The sequence below is a fragment of the Sphingopyxis sp. genome, from assembly GCF_051861155.1.
Lineage (GTDB): Bacteria > Pseudomonadota > Alphaproteobacteria > Sphingomonadales > Sphingomonadaceae > Sphingopyxis.
This window is the reverse complement of sequence record NZ_JBHYDE010000013.1, coordinates 36,334-50,786: the sequence shown is the minus strand read 5'-3', so window position 1 is coordinate 50,786 and position 14,453 is coordinate 36,334. Positions and strand designations below refer to the sequence as shown.

The 14,453-nt window shown below is 64.9% G+C and carries 12 protein-coding genes and 1 pseudogene; 6 read left to right on the top strand and 7 right to left on the bottom strand.

Translation table 11 applies throughout. The features are described from left to right. The coding region (locus ACTIFP_RS17450) for a hypothetical protein (protein WP_439569948.1) at nt 1-571 on the top strand (571 nt) is incomplete at its 5' end. Between the two features lie 22 nt (nt 572-593). Continuing rightward, nucleotides 594-1,214, top strand: a complete 621-nt coding sequence (locus ACTIFP_RS17445) for a c-type cytochrome (RefSeq protein ID WP_439569947.1) — start codon at nt 594-596, stop codon at nt 1,212-1,214. Here ACTIFP_RS17445 and ACTIFP_RS17440 read toward each other — a convergent pair. After that, nucleotides 1,186-1,758, bottom strand: coding sequence for a rhodanese-like domain-containing protein (locus ACTIFP_RS17440; protein ID WP_439569946.1), 573 nt, complete (start codon nt 1,756-1,758; stop codon nt 1,186-1,188). The genes ACTIFP_RS17445 and ACTIFP_RS17440 overlap by 29 nt on opposite strands. Nucleotides 1,759-1,844: 86 nt before the next feature. Between ACTIFP_RS17440 and ACTIFP_RS17435 the strand changes: the two genes are divergently transcribed. Continuing rightward, nucleotides 1,845-2,642 (top strand): quinoprotein dehydrogenase-associated SoxYZ-like carrier, encoded by a 798-nt coding sequence (locus ACTIFP_RS17435; protein ID WP_439569945.1) that lies wholly within the window; start codon nt 1,845-1,847, stop codon nt 2,640-2,642. Next, the gene (locus ACTIFP_RS17430) at nt 2,642-3,595 is read left to right on the top strand and encodes a quinoprotein relay system zinc metallohydrolase 1 (RefSeq protein WP_439569944.1); all 954 of its coding nucleotides are present in this window, start codon (nt 2,642-2,644) and stop codon (nt 3,593-3,595) included. The genes ACTIFP_RS17435 and ACTIFP_RS17430 overlap by 1 nt, the downstream gene beginning before the upstream one ends. Here the strand turns inward: ACTIFP_RS17430 and ACTIFP_RS17425 are convergent. From ACTIFP_RS17425 to ACTIFP_RS17400, 6 genes and pseudogenes are all read right to left on the bottom strand, one after another. Beyond that, on the bottom strand, nt 3,592-5,904 hold the full coding sequence (locus tag ACTIFP_RS17425; protein WP_439569943.1) for a TonB-dependent receptor: 2,313 nt from the start codon (nt 5,902-5,904) through the stop codon (nt 3,592-3,594). The genes ACTIFP_RS17430 and ACTIFP_RS17425 overlap by 4 nt on opposite strands. A 74-nt stretch (nt 5,905-5,978) precedes the next feature. Beyond that, on the bottom strand, nt 5,979-6,497 hold the full coding sequence (locus tag ACTIFP_RS17420; protein WP_439569942.1) for a cytochrome b: 519 nt from the start codon (nt 6,495-6,497) through the stop codon (nt 5,979-5,981). Between the two features lie 5 nt (nt 6,498-6,502). Next, entirely contained in the window at nt 6,503-8,446 is a 1,944-nt protein-coding gene (gene acs, locus ACTIFP_RS17415; protein ID WP_439569941.1) for an acetate--CoA ligase, read from the bottom strand. An 11-nt stretch (nt 8,447-8,457) separates the two neighbouring features. Continuing rightward, nucleotides 8,458-10,464, bottom strand: coding sequence for a TonB-dependent receptor plug domain-containing protein (locus ACTIFP_RS17410; RefSeq protein WP_439569952.1), 2,007 nt, complete (start codon nt 10,462-10,464; stop codon nt 8,458-8,460). 77 nt (nt 10,465-10,541) lie between these two features. Then, nucleotides 10,542-11,934 (bottom strand): annotated as a pseudogene (locus ACTIFP_RS17405) (porin). Between the two features lie 123 nt (nt 11,935-12,057). Continuing rightward, nucleotides 12,058-13,023 carry a PQQ-dependent catabolism-associated beta-propeller protein gene (locus ACTIFP_RS17400; protein WP_439569940.1) on the bottom strand — a complete coding sequence of 322 codons (966 nt, stop codon included), beginning with the start codon at nt 13,021-13,023 and terminating at the stop codon, nt 12,058-12,060. 145 nt (nt 13,024-13,168) lie between these two features. On the opposite strand from ACTIFP_RS17400, the gene pedF reads away from it, so the two are divergent. Together pedF and ACTIFP_RS17390 are read left to right on the top strand one after the other, a co-directional pair. Then, complete coding sequence (pedF, locus tag ACTIFP_RS17395; RefSeq protein WP_439512547.1) at nt 13,169-13,573, top strand: cytochrome c-550 PedF; 405 nt, start codon at nt 13,169-13,171, stop codon at nt 13,571-13,573. Nucleotides 13,574-13,579: 6 nt separating this feature from the next. Next, complete coding sequence (locus tag ACTIFP_RS17390) at nt 13,580-14,437, top strand: substrate-binding periplasmic protein (RefSeq protein WP_439512546.1); 858 nt, start codon at nt 13,580-13,582, stop codon at nt 14,435-14,437. The last annotated feature ends 16 nt before the right edge of the window (nt 14,438-14,453 follow it).

Here is a 14,453-nt window from a genome sequence, read left to right as displayed (position 1 = left end):
CGACGTTCAATCAGGCGCGGCGCTCGCTCGGCCCCTTTACATTGAGGCTAGCGCCAATCCGCGCAGCGGTTCGTGCACCGGCCATCCCTTGCAGAAAGGTCCAAACTACCGCACTTTCTCGATGGCCAGAATGGGAGGCGAGCAGGGACTCTGCGGCAGTCGCCCCGAAGCGAATAGCCTTCACGCGTTGGCTTGGCTGATGCCGGCTGCGTTCACAGTCCACATCGGTGAAGAGTTTTTCGGCGGCTTCCAGTCCTATGTCATCGCGAGGATGCACGGGCCGCCGATGGGCGACACCGCCTTCCTCATCAACAATGCGGTGTTTATGACGATCCTGCTCGCACTCAGCATACAGGTCTCGCGGCGGCCTTCGCGAACCTCGGCCTTTCTGCTGATGTGCTGGGCGAGCGGAAACCTGTTCTGGGATTTCCTGGTCCATCTTGGCTACACGGTTGGAACCGGCATGCGTCGGCTCTCGCGAGCGCCAGCCGGTCGGACCTTACGCGGCATATTGGCCATTGGTGCAATTACCGCGACGGATTTTTCCGGGCAGAAGTCGCGCGTCGATTGATTCTACAGAGGGCAACTGCATTATGAAACTGCGCCTGACCGGTCCTTTTGGTGTTGCGCTGATCGCTCTGACGGTCGGCTGCTCATCGCAGCCGCAAGATGATGCCGAGGCGTCCGGAGCGCCGGACGCCGAAATCGCCGCCGGGCCCGCGGCCGCGCCCGGAGCGGCGCCTGAATCCGCAACGATCTCGCCGCCCGTCGACCCGGCGGCGGATGCGGCGGCTGCGGCAGCGGAGAAGGAAAAGGCGGCTGCTGCCGACAAGGCTGCGGCCGAAGCCAAGGTCGCAGCAGAGGCCGAAAAGGCCAAGCTCGCGGCTGCCGCGCCGCCGCAGGAGGTCAAGGTCGCAGCGGCGCCGCCGGCGGCTTTCGCGCGCTGCTCCGTTTGTCACGATGTCACCAAGGGCGGTCCGAACAAGCTCGGGCCGAATCTCTACGGAACCTATGGCAAGGCGGCAGGCGTCCATGCCGGCTTCCAATATTCGGCGTCGCTCAAGGCGGCGGGGCTACGCTGGGATGATGCGACGCTGGACAAATGGCTGGAGGCGCCACGCACGCTGGTGCCGGGCAACACCATGAGTTTCCCGGGGCTGAAGGACGCCGCCAAGCGCAAGGAAATCATCGATTATCTGAAGACGCTGAAATAGCGCCCGCTTCTGGCAGAAGCGGGACGAGGGGCCGTCCCAGGTCGGACCAGCCATCGCTGCCTTCGGCGAGCCACCAGATGTTCGAATAGCCGCGTGCAGCCAGCCGTCGGGCCGCATTCCAGCTCATCCAGCAATCGGCGCGACAGAAGACTATGATCATTTTGTCGCGCCTGCCGTTGGTGAGCTGCACGATCCCGCGATCGAACCAGCGCGCGATATCGGCGTCGGGCTCGCCGCGTCCGGCTTCGGGGAACCAGTGCGCCCCGGCGATGCTCAGCCGCGGTACGGCAATCGTCCAGACCCCCGTCTGCGTGTCGCGACGCCCACCCTCTGCGGGCATGACGTCGATGAAGATCGCATCAGCGTCGGGCCGCAACGAGGCTGCAGCCGCTGGCGCGATGCGATGCGTCCCGGCCGGGGTCTGCGAAATCGGCGCACGGTAGGACGCGATGCGATATCCGTCTGCGTTGAACAAGGCCGTCTGGGCTTCCGCTCCCACCGAAAAGGGGAGAGCCACCGTTAATCCCAATGCCAACCACCGCATCACCCAACCCCTGCCGGTCACCTTGTCTTAAAGTGCAATGGTAGCCGAGAATTTCAGGATGTAGACTAGGACCTTGGGAGAATAGCATGAAGCTGCCTGGGGTCCTTCTATCGGTCATGCTCGTGGCGGCGTCGTTGCCGGCCCGTGCCGCCGACTATCCCGCCGATCCGCTCGGCTCGCCGATGTGGACCTATCATGCCGAGCGCATTTTCGGGGCGGCGTCGGTCCGCTTCGACCCGCGGGTCAAGCTCGTCTATCCCGAGATTGCCGAGAACCAGCGGGCCTTTCCGGTGGCGCTCGATGCGCGCGGCGTCGCCGGGGTGAAGCGCATGCTGATCTTTGCCGATCTCAACCCGATCCCGGTCGCGATCGACTATCGGCCGGGGACCTCGCTCGCCTATATCGCGACACGTATCAAGCTTGACCAGCGAACTCCCGTGCGCGGCGCGGTGCAGTTGCAGAGCGGCGAATGGCTGGTGTCCGGGGGCTGGGTCGATGCCGCGGGCGGCGGCTGCTCCGCGCCGCCGGTCAGCCGCGTGAAAGGGGATTGGGCCCAGCATCTGGGCGAGATGCGCGGCGCCGCCTGGCCGATCGCGGGCACGGCGGGCGGCAGCCTGTTGCGGCTTACCATCCGCCACCCAATGGACACCGGGCTGGTCGAAAATATCGGCCTTTACCATTTGCAACATCTGGCGGTGAAGGACGCGAGCGGCGCCGCGCTTGGAGAAATGGAGATCTGGGCGTCGGTTGCCGAGGATCCGGCGATCACCGTCATGCCTGTCGCCGCCCGCGGTACGGCCTTCGTCATCGACAGCCGCGACACCAATGGCCGGACCTATGCCGCGCGCATCGAAGCTTCCGGCGCGTCGCTCGCGCTTCGCTGATGCTTTGGTCGCGGCGGCTGGTGCTAGGCGGGTTGATTGTCGCCGCGCCGGTCGCAGCGGCGCGCGCTGCGGACGGCTATGCGATCATCCCCGAAAAGATCGGCGACGGCATATGGATGGTGCATGGCGCCGATGCGCCGATCCTGTTCGCCAACGGTGGCGCGATTGCAAATATCGCGATCGTCGACACGCCGGCGGGAACCGTGCTGGTCGATTGCGGTCCGTCGCTTCGTTATGCGACGGCGCTGAAGGCTGTCGCGGAGAAATTAACCGGCAAGCCCGTTATCCGGGTGTTCCTGACCCATCTTCATCCCGATCACGGCCTCGGTATCGCCGCCTTCGATCCCGCGATCGTCGCCGCGCTTCCCGAGACGATCGCGGCGCTATCTCGCGACGCGCGGGGCTTTTCGGATGCGATGTACAGGATGCTCGGCGACTGGATGCGCGGGACCGAGCTGGCACTGCCGGGTTTGCCGATCGACGGCGACGGCGAGGATTTCGGGGGCCGACGGCTTGGGCTGTTGAAACTTGGCGGGCACAGCAGCGGTGACCTCGCGCTGATCGACCAAGCCACCGGCGTCCTGATTGCGGGCGACCTGGTGTTTCATAATCGGGCGGCGAGCACGCCAACCGCCGACATCGAGCGCTGGCGGACCAGTCTCGCCGCGCTCGCCGCGCTGCCGCACAAAGGGCTGATCCCCGGCCACGGCGCCTTCGATCCATCGGGCCGCGATGCGATCGCCCAGACACGCGACTGGCTCGGCTGGCTCGAAGAGGTGCTGACGGCCGCCGTCGCTGACGGGCTCGATATGGTCGACGCCGGCAACATCGCCATTCCGGAGCGGTTCGCGAGCCTGGCCGCCGCGCGCTACGAGTTGCAGCGCAGCGTGTCGCATCTCTATCCGGCGCTCGAAGCGCGGCTGCTGCCCCGCGTCGATACCCCCGAAGGCTAGAATCTGGCTTTCAGCCCCGCGAGCCAGCGGCGCGGCGCGCCGGGGCCGTAAGCGCGCGGATTCGATGCGCCCGGCGCTTCGTCGAGCTCGATCTCATCGACTTCGGAGAAGGTACCGAAGGTCGCATATTTGCGGTCGAAGGCGTTGCGAAGCTCACCGAACAGCGTCAGGCCAGGCATCAGTTCGATGCCGCCACGAAAGTTGACGACGACATAACCCGGGACCTTGGCGTTGGCATTGCCTTCGTCGCCGATCAGAAACTGACCCGAGCGAGCTATTACGTCACCGCCGATCGACCAGCGCCCCCCGTCATAGTCGAGCGCGAGCGTTGCGCTGTGCCGCGGAATGCCGGGCAAACGGTTGCCGCGCGCTACCGCGATCGTGCCATCGTCTTCGCTTTCGGGATTGGCGGGGCTGCTCAGCACCAGCGGGGTACGATAGGTCGCGTCGATGAAGGCATAGCTCGCGCTGGCCGAAAAACCGTTGGTCTTGGCGGTCAGCGAGGCTTCGATGCCTTGGCGCCGCGATTTGCCGACATTCTGGAAATAGGCGCGGCCGCGAATATTCGATGCGATATACTGGATATCGTTGTTGTTGGTCGTGCGGTACGCCGACACCAGCCACTCGAATTGCAGGGCGCCGTGGCCGGATTTGCCGAGCGCGCCGGCTTCCCATGTGCGCGCGACGACCTGTTCGAGCGGCGGATCGGCGACGAAGAAGTTGGTGAGGCTGCACGGCGCTTCCTCGTCGGCGCACGACAGTTCGGCGGGGGTAGGAGCGCGGCTGCTCTCGGCATAGCCGGCGCGCAGCGACATATTGTCCGAAACCTCATAGTCGAGTTCGATCCCCGGGTTCAGCCGACGAAAGGCATGCCGGCCGTTGAGCGCGGTCCCGATCTGGTCCTCGAGCACGATCCTCGCATGGTTCCAGCGGAGCCCGATTTCGGCCGACAGCCCGGGCGCGATCGGCAGCCGGTCGGCGAGGAATATCCCCCAGTTGCGCGTCTTTGCGATCAGGTCGACCGGCGCGATGGCGCCATCCTCCTGGACGATCTGGATACCGAAACCCGCGACGCTGCGCTCCTCGGTCAGACCGCCGAGTTCGGTCGAGGTGCCGAAGCGCGTCCGGCTGCGATCATGGCTGAAGCCGATGGCGAGATGATTTTCGCCGCTGCCCAGCGGTCGCGCGTCGATCAGCTGAAACAGGACCCCTGCACTGTTCGTGCGCGTGCGTCCGCGATTGAGGACGCCATAGCCTTCGCCGCCTAGGCTATCTTCGATCGGGTCGCCGTCGGCATCGGTCAGCCGAGCCTCCTCGTCCTCGCTTTCGTCGTCGCTCACGCCTTCGAGGCAGAGCAGGCCCTCATTCTCCTCCTCTTCGCATTCCTCGATGTCCGCGGCGTCGCCGTTCACCGTGCGCGAGCGCAGTTGCTGGGAATAGAGGCTCGCCTCGATCCGCGTCTGCGGCGTCAGCGCGATCCACGGATGCAGGCTGACGCGGCCATAGCGGTTCCGCGTGTTGTCGGGAAAGGTGAACACGGCGTCGCGGTCGGCCGCGAGCAGTTCGACGGGGGATACGCCGTTGCCGGTAAGGTTCGTATCGGCGCCGATCAGCTTGACATGCAGCCCGCCGCCCGCGCCATCGAAGCCGAAATCGGCATAGCCATTATAGAGCGTCGACGGGCTGAAATCGCGCCAGCCGGCCTCATGGCTTTCCTGCACAGTGACAAAGCCGCTGAACATGTCCTTCGAGAAGCCGGCTGCCGCGCTGCCTTCGGCATAGCCGAAACCTCCGCCGCTGCCGGTCAGGACCAGACCGGGATCGCTGCGGCCGGTCTTGGTTTCCAGAACCAGTGCGCCGCCAAGCGCATTCAGGCCGTAGACAGGGCTGGCATCGAGCAAGCTGATCCGGCGGATCGCGGCTTCGGGAATCAGGTCGAACTGGACGGTGTCGCCGAACGGCTGGTTGAAGCGCGCGCCGTCGAGATAAGCGGCAAGTCCCTGGGCCTGACCCTGCAAGGGCGAGGCGACGAAGCCGCGATAAACGAGATTGGGCTGCCACGGGTTATTCTGTGCATCCTGCAGCGAGACGCCGGCGACCTTGCGAGCGAGCGCAGCGAGAAGGTCGGGTGTGCCGGCGCGGTCGATGTCCTCGTCGGTCAGGCGGATTGCATCGTCGACGTCGATTGCGCCGCCCGGTGCAGTCACAACGATCGTCTGCGCCGACATGTTCTCTGACGCCTGCGCCAAGGCTGCCGGCGCCCACAAGCCACAGAGCGCGGTGCCCGCGCCCAGCCAATAGCGTTTCATCCCTGTTCCCCTGCGGCCAAGGCCCGACCTAAAGACCTAAAAAGAGGTTCTCGCGGTCGCCATTGGTCTTTGGGTCAGGGTAGCATGCGGCGCAGCACCTGATCCTTGAGGATGAAATGATGGCGGAGCGCCGCCGCGATGTGGAGCAGCGCCAGGGCTGCGAACAGATAGCCCAGCCACTGATGCCCGGCTTTGGCAGCGCCCACGGCCCATTCACCGGATTGGACAGGAAGCTTCGGGATGGTTGCGACCCAGAACCAGCTGAGTGGATATTTACCCGCCGACGTGAAAATCCAGCCGGTCAGCGGCATGACCAGCATCAGCGCATAGAAAAGGGCGTGATTGACCTTTGCCGCCTTGCGTTCCCACGCCGGCATGCCGCCGGGTAGCGGCGGCGGACGGTGTGTCAGGCGCCAGACGATCCGCACGATGCTCAGCGCGAGGATGGTGAAGCCGATCGACTTATGGACCTGCATCACGCCATCGAACCGCTTCATCAGCGCGTCGTGATAAAGGCCGATCGGGATCGTAACGAGAAGCAGCACGGCAATCGCCCAGTGCAATGCCCGCGCAACGCGCCCATATCGCCCCATGGCGGTCATCCTATCCGGTTCTCCACGAGCTCATGTACCACAGCGGGGTCGGCGAGGGTGCTAATATCGCCCAGCGCTTGGGCCGATACCTCGCCCTCGGCAATCTTGCGCAGGATCCGCCGCATGATCTTGCCCGAACGGGTCTTCGGCAAGCCCGGCGCGAACTGGACGGCGTCGGGGGTGGCGATCGGGCCGATTTCGGAGCGGACCCATTTGACGAGATCCTTGCGAAGGTCGTCGCCGGGCTCCTCGCCGGCGTTGAGCGTCACATAGGCGTATATGCCCTGTCCCTTGATGTCGTGCGGGAAGCCGACGACCGCGGCTTCGGCGACCTTCGCGTGGAGCACGAGCGCGCTCTCGACCTCCGCCGTCCCCATGCGGTGGCCGGATACATTGATGACGTCATCGACCCGGCCGGTGATCCAGTAATAGCCGTCGTCGTCGCGCCGGGCCCCGTCGCCGGTGAAATATTTGCCGGGAAAGGTAGTAAAATAGGTCTGGAAAAAGCGGTCGTGATCGCCCCAGACGCTCCGCATCTGCCCGGGCCAGCTTCGCGCGACAACGAGATTGCCTTCGGCCGCACCGCCCAGGCACTCGCCCTCGCCATTGACGATTTGCGGATCGACGCCGGGCAAGGGGAGGGTGGCGGAGCCGGGCTTCAGCGCGGTCGCGCCCGGCATCGGCGCGATCATCGCCCCGCCGGTTTCGGTCTGCCACCAGGTGTCGATGATCGGGCAGCGACCTTCGCCGACGACCTGGTGATACCAGCGCCAGGCCTCGGGGTTGATCGGCTCGCCGACCGTGCCGAGCAGCGTGAGCGATGTCCGGCTGGTCGCCGCGACATAGGCATCGCCCTCGCGCATCAGTGCGCGCAGCGCTGTGGGGGCGGTGTAGAGAATCTCGACACGGTGCCGATCGACGACCTCCCAGATGCGCGACGGCGTCGGCCAATTTGGGACGCCCTCATAGATCAATGTCGTCCCGCCGTTGGCGAGCGGGCCATAGACGATATAGCTGTGGCCCGTGACCCAACCGATATCCGCGGAACACCAATAAACCTGTCCTGGCCGGTAATCGAACACCATCTCGTGCGTCAGGCTGGCCCACAGCAGATAGCCGGCGGTGGTGTGAAGCACGCCCTTGGGCTTGCCGGTCGAGCCCGACGTGTAGAGGATGAACAACGGGTCTTCGGCATCCATCGGTTCGGGCGGGCATTCGGCGGCGGCGGTGGCCGCCTCGTGATGGTACCAGCGATCGCGACCCGGTGTCATCGCCACGTCGCCGCCGGTGGCTGCGACCACGATCACCGTCTCCACGCTGCTGCAATGGGCGAGTGCGGCGTCGACATTGGCTTTCAGCGGGACCGTCTTGCCGGCCCTCCGCCCTTCGTCGGCGGTGATTACAATCGTCGAATCGCAGTCGATGATCCGTCCCGCCAACGCCTCGGGCGAAAAGCCGCCGAAGACGACCGAATGCACTGCGCCGATGCGCGCGCATGCGAGCAGCGCGATCGCCGCCTCGGGAATCATCGGCATATAGATGGTGATCCGGTCGCCCTTTGCCGCGCCGGCGCTCTTGAGCACATTGGCGAAGCGGCACACCTCGTCGTGCAACTCGCGGTAGGTCAGGCATCGCGGTTCCGCGGCCGGATCGTCTGGTTCCCAGATTATCGCCATCGCATCGGCGCGCTCGGCGAGATGGCGATCGATGCAGTTCGCGCTGACGTTGAGACGTCCGTCGGCAAACCAGCGGATCGCGAAGTCATCGGCGTCGAAACTGCTTTCGTCGGCCTTCGTCGGCGCGGCGATCCACTCGAGCCGCGCCGCCTGTTCAAGCCAATAGGTTTCGGAATCGGCAAGCGACCGCGCGTGGTCTGCTGCCCTCCGCCCGGTGTTCACGCGCGCGTTCGCCGCCCATGTGGCAGGAACCGGAATCAGCTCTTCGGACATATGGTGCTCCCCTAAAGCCCGAAGCGCACCCCGATCCAGAAGGTCCTCGGCGTGCCGAGGTCCATGGATCCGGCGACGTTGCGGGTCACGATGGTTTCGTTGAACAGGTTCTCGGCGCGCCCGACGAGCGTGATGCCGTGCCCGAGCGGCAGCCGCGCAACCGCATCGACGGTCAGCGCGGAAGGCAGGACATCGGTCTCGAGATCGTCCTCGAACTGCCGCGCGACATAGCGAAGCGTCGTCGACAGCGCGGGCCCCGATCGCGGCTCATAAGCCAGCGTCGCGCTGGCCGCATGGCGCGGGCTTTGCGCCGGGGTAAAGCCGTCGAGCGCCGCCGAAGCGCCCGATCCGCGGACGACGCTGTGGCTATAGGCGTAGGATGCCGTCAGTGACACAACGCCGAGCCTGGCGCTGCCTGTCAGTTCGATGCCCCGGGCGACGATGGCGTCGACGTTGCGCCGCTGGCGCAAATTGGGGCCGATCGTGACATTGGCAATCGCGTTGTCGAGGCGGTTGTAAAAGATGGTCATGCCGAACTGCGCGTCAGGCGAGGCATGAACATCGATCCCGGCCTCGACGCCTTTCAGCTTTTCAAGTTCCAATGCGGCATTCGCCTGCGTCGTGACGGGAAACACCGCAAAGGGGCGGTAGAGTTCGTTCAGCGTCGGGAGCCGGAACCCGGTATAGCCGGCGGCACGCAGCGACAGCGCGTCACCAGCGCGATAGAGCGCGCCCACGCGCCCGCTGGCCTGCCAGCCCCTGCGGTCATCGAACTGCCGGTCGATGGTCGACACGCTCGCCGCGTTGCGCTCGTCGAAAAAGCCGTCGGTGATTGTCCAACGGTCGGCGCGCAGCCCGCCGGTGAGCACGAGCGGTCCGAGTGTCCAGTCGTCCTCGACGAAAAAGCCGAGCGTGCTCGTATTGCCGCCCGCGCGGCGGCGCGCGGTGACCAGGCCGGTGACGCCGCTATAGGCGTCCTCGTACATCGTGCCGTCGGCCAGACGGACGTCGGTGCCGAGCCGCAGAACATGGCTCGGGCCGACTGGCGGTCGCAGCTCGATCTTGCCGCCAAGGCCGGTCGATGGGGTATTGCGCTGATCGAGCACCTTGCGAAAGCTGGTCGCGCTGATCACGATGTTGGAAAAATTGCGCGCCTGGACATAGGTGAGCGCATCGATCTGCCAGCGGCCGCGTGAGATAAGGCGGATGCTGGCGTCCTGCCCTTCGGAACTATTGTCGGCGCCCCGGAAGCGCAGCACGCGATCGTCGCGGAAAATCAGGCCGCGCGCCTGGATCTCGACATTGGCGGATACCGGCGCAACCGCGCGCAGGCCTGCCGACCAGCCCTCATAGGCGGCTGGCACCGTCGCGGCATTGCGCTGCGCAAGCGGGGTCGTATGAAAGCCGTCGCCCCGGTCCCAACGGCCCGACAGGGTGACGAAGCCGCCGCCTAGGTCAGGCGACAGGCTTGCCGAGAGCTCGGTCGCGTCCCGGCTGCCGTAAAAGCCGCTGGCTGCGACCCGCGGCAAATCGGCACGCGCGGCGCTGATCATTTCGATCGTCCCCGCAACCGCGCCCGCGCCGAACGCCCCAGCGCCGCCGCCGCGCGTCACTCGCACGGCAGACAGGCGTTCGGGGACGAGCGCACTAAATGGAATATATCCGAAGAAGGGGTCGGCCTGCGGAACGCCGTCGAGGATCAAGAGTGCGCGGCTCGAGGCGTTGCCCCCCAGCGCGCGCAGCGTCGCGCCCTGCGCCGACGGGTTGGCGGATCGGCTGTCCGATCGGCGAAACTGCTGAAAGCCCGCGACGTCGGCGAGCAGTTCTTCGATGCGGCCCGACGCACTGTTCTCGAGGCGGTCGCGCTCGATCACGGTCGACCCATAGGCCGGCGTTCCGGGCGGCAAAGGCAGACCGAGGCCCAGCACGACGATGTCGGAAGGCGCATCCTCGGACTGCGCCAGCGCGGGGACCGGGATCGCCAGCGCGAGCAAGGCAAGATGGATGATGCGGCCCATGAAATCCCATTCCCCAAAAGCCACTGGCGGCCTCCTACGAATAGGAGACCGCCAGCATCGGCATATTGTCCTTTCGGTCAGAAGAACAGGATGGCGCCAACCGCGATCGTATCCGCCTCGGCTTCGTTGCCGTTGTGCGCTTCCGACGTGGTGTTGATATATTCGCCGATCAGCGTCACCCAGCTCGTCAGGCTGTAACGAACCTGCCCGACGTAGCTGCTGTTCTTGTCGACGAGGGTCGGGTTGGCGAGGGCATCGGCAGCATTCGCATAATGGAGGTTGCTTTCTCCGTAGCTGCCGCCGACGGAGAATTTGCCGAAGGTCGCAAGACCCTGAACATAAAAGCCGTCGCTGTCGCGCTTGTTGCCCGCACCGTCGCTGTCGAACAGGTTCAAGGCGGTCGTGCCCAGCCCCGAGGCATTGTAATAATAGCCGGTGACGGTCAGCGGGCCGTAGCCGAGCTTGGCCCCCGTATCGAAGCCGCTTCCGGTATAGGAGGTGCCGGGATTGACGCCATTATGCTTCTGCGTGATCCCCGACAGCCAAGCCCGGGCGCTCAGATCGCCGAATTTGCGATCATAGGTGATCTTGCCCTGAAAGCCCGGCGACTTTCCGGTTTCGGCGGGGCCGGTCAGCGAGCGCAGCGGCTCGAAAATGCCGGCCGTGACCTGCAGCCCGCCGAAGTTCGGCGAGGTGTAGGTGATCTGCGGCTGGAAATCGGTGTAGATATAGCCGATGCCGATGCGCCCGAGCGTGGTGTTCGACGGTGCGACATTTCCGCCTGTCGACCCGCCGGAAAGCAGCGTGATGTCGTTCAAAATGCCTTCCGAACCGAACAGGCCGATATCGCGTCCGATCTTGAACTCGCCCAGCCCCTTGCGGCCGAAGGTCAGATAGGTCTGGCGAAAGTCGATACCCGACGTGCCGAGCGCGGACGGGTTGCCGGCGCTGTTCGCGCCGCCGACGTTCGTGACGCTGTTGATACCGGGATAGATGCCGAAATGTGCGCCGACGTCCCATCCGCCCTGGTTGGTCATCGCCTCGATCTTGAGGAACCCCGGCAACAGCCCGTTGCGCACCGCCGAAGAATTGCCGCCCAGCGCGACAGACGCCGCCAGTCACCGCGGTATTCGGTCCCGCGGCCTGCGCATTTTCATGGACGTAGAAACCGTTGACCGAGCCCGAGAATTTGAGCGTGACGTCGCCGACCTGCATGCCGAGACCCGAATCCGCCATGCGCACGACGCGCTTGTCGTCGAGCGCCGATGCCGCCTGGTCCATCGCGGGCGCGGGGGCGGCGACCTTCGCCTCTTCCTCCGCCATCAGCTGCTGATATTCCTCGTCGGTCAATATTCCCTTTTCGTGGAGCCGCTTGAGCAGCGAATCATTCGACCCCGCCTGTGCGGGCGCGGATACCGCCATGGCGGCCAAGGCTATTGCGCTTCCAAGAAGCAACCTGTTGCGGGCCATTTATTCCTCCCCTGTGTGCTGCGCCGATCTTGCGGCCGAGGAGAGAATGGGCGGGGTGCCGTAAGGGCGAAATTGGACTTTGGTTCTCATCCCTTCGGCCGGGATGGCGTCTCGTCCAAAAGGTCAGGGTGCGATGGCGACGCCCCAAGGGGCGGTTCCCACCGCTACGGTTCCGGTCACTGTCGAGGTGGTGAGGTCTATTACCGAGACATTGTCCGAAAGGCCGTTGGCAGCATAGGCGCGGCGCCCGTCCGCGCTGATCGCCAGGTGCCAGACCCGCTTTCCAACCGGGACATAGGCCCTCACCGTGCGCGTCGCGACGTCGACCAGTGCCAGATGGTCAGCGCGGCCAAGCGCGATTACGGCCGTCTTGCCGTCGGGGGTAAAGCGGATGCCGCACGGAAGCATCTTGTATGCCGGGACGCCGGGAATTGCGAACGCGACAGTTGCGACGATCTTGCGCGTGGCAACATCTGCAATCTGAACCGTGCCCCCGACTTCGGCCGCGATCCACAGCTCCTTGTTGTCGGCGGTGAACTCGACGTGACGGGGGCGAAGATCGGTCGGCGTTTCGTCGATCATCTGGCGCGTCGCGAGATCGATCCAGTTGACGACATTGTCTTCTTCGGACGTGACCGCGACCCACTTTCCGTCGGGGCTCTGGGCCACACCTTCCGGTTCGCCGCCGACCGTGACCTGGAAATCGACCTTGCGGGCGTGCAGGTCGATTGCGGTCAGGGCGGCATCATCCTCATTGGCCACGAATAGGGTGTTGCCATCGTTCGACAGAAAAAATTGCTCCGGATCCTGGCCGGAAGGCAGCTCGGCCACGATCTTGCCGGTCGCGCGGTCGATGACCTGGACGCTATGATCGCCGCTTGCGCAAACATAGATATATTTGCCGTCCTTCGACAGTGTGATGCCGCGGGGGCGGACACCGACGGGCCAGGTCGCGGTCACAGACATGCTGGCCGCATCGATCACCGAGATGCTGTTCCCGCGTTCGTTGGAAACATAGATCGTCTCCGCTTGGGCACACGCCGGGACGAGCAGGGCGTGAGCGCAAAATAGGAGCGAAGCATTTTTCATGATCGAAGGGTTATCGCAGCCCACGGGTTCGCGGCATTGTACTAATGGCCAATGGGTCGGGCCGGAGCCTCGGCCTATAAGCTCGCAGACAGGGGTGTTTCTGATTGTTTGCGAGGCTTTGATGCGGAATATCGGACGAATGATAATGTTCGGCGCGGCCGGCGTGCTGGGACTGTCGCTGGCGTCGACCTTGCTGGCTCATGGCAATGTCACGCCGCAGGCGGTCGACGTTAGCGGCCTCAAGCCGATCGGTGCCGATTGGCTCGGCAAGAATCCCTATTCCGGCGACACGAAGGCAATCGCTGTCGGGGCCTCCGCCTACAACCAGAATTGCGCACGCTGCCACGGCCTCGACGCCATATCGGGCGGAATCGCACCGGATCTGCGCTATCTCGAACTCGGCGAAGCCGGCGATCAATGGTATCTGGAGCGCTTTCGTCATGGCTCGGCGCGCGACGGCAAGGTTTACATGCCGCCGTTCGGCGACGTCCTGGGACAGCAGGCCGGCTGGGCGATCCGCGCCTGGCTCGAAACCAAGCATGAAGAATAGACCGGCGTGATAGACCGTCGCGCGCTACTGGCCGGATTGGGCGCAACGGCGACGCTCGCCGCGCTCCCGGTTACAAGCTCGGCTGCGCCACTTGGCAAGGTCAAGGAGCTGGGTGTGCTGCGGGTCGCCGTCTACAAGGACAACTGGCCATGGTCGGCGCTCCGGGACGGGAAGCCGACCGGGATCGATGTCGAAATTGCCCAGGCGCTCGCCAAGGGCCTCGGTGTCCGGACTGACGTCGCGGAGATCACCGCCGACGAAAGCGTCGATGACGACTTGCGCAACGCAATCTGGCGCGGGGGCCTGCTCGGCTTCGCGCCGGCGGATGTAATGATGCACGTGCCGTTCGATCGTGCATTCGGTGCACGCAACGATCAGGTCGCGCTGTTTGCTCCCTATTATCGCGAGAGCTTCCAGCTGGCCTGCAACAAGACGGCAGTCGACTGCGAAGCCCCGCCCGTTCAGTTTCGCGGCAAGCGGCTGGCGGCCGAACTCGACAGCATCCCGGATTTTTATCTGTTGGGTACATTCGGCGGCATCTTGGCCAAGGACGTCGTTCATTTTCCTTCGGGCGCCGAGGCGGCTTTGGCGGTCGCCGGCGGCCAGGCCGATGTGGTGATCGCGAGCAAGGCCCAGATCGAGGCGATGATTCACGAAACCAAGGCGTCGAATATCGCCCGGCGCAAAATGCCACTGCCTGCCTTTTCCTCGCCGGGCTGGGATATCGGCATGGCGGTCAAGGAAAACAGCCGAACGCTCAGCGACGCGCTGGAGACAATCCTCGGTAAGATGACGGACGCGGGTGAGCTCGCTGCCATATTTGCCCGTTATGGAGTGGCCTACACTCCCGCGCTCGCCGGCTGACCGTGACGCGACCGAA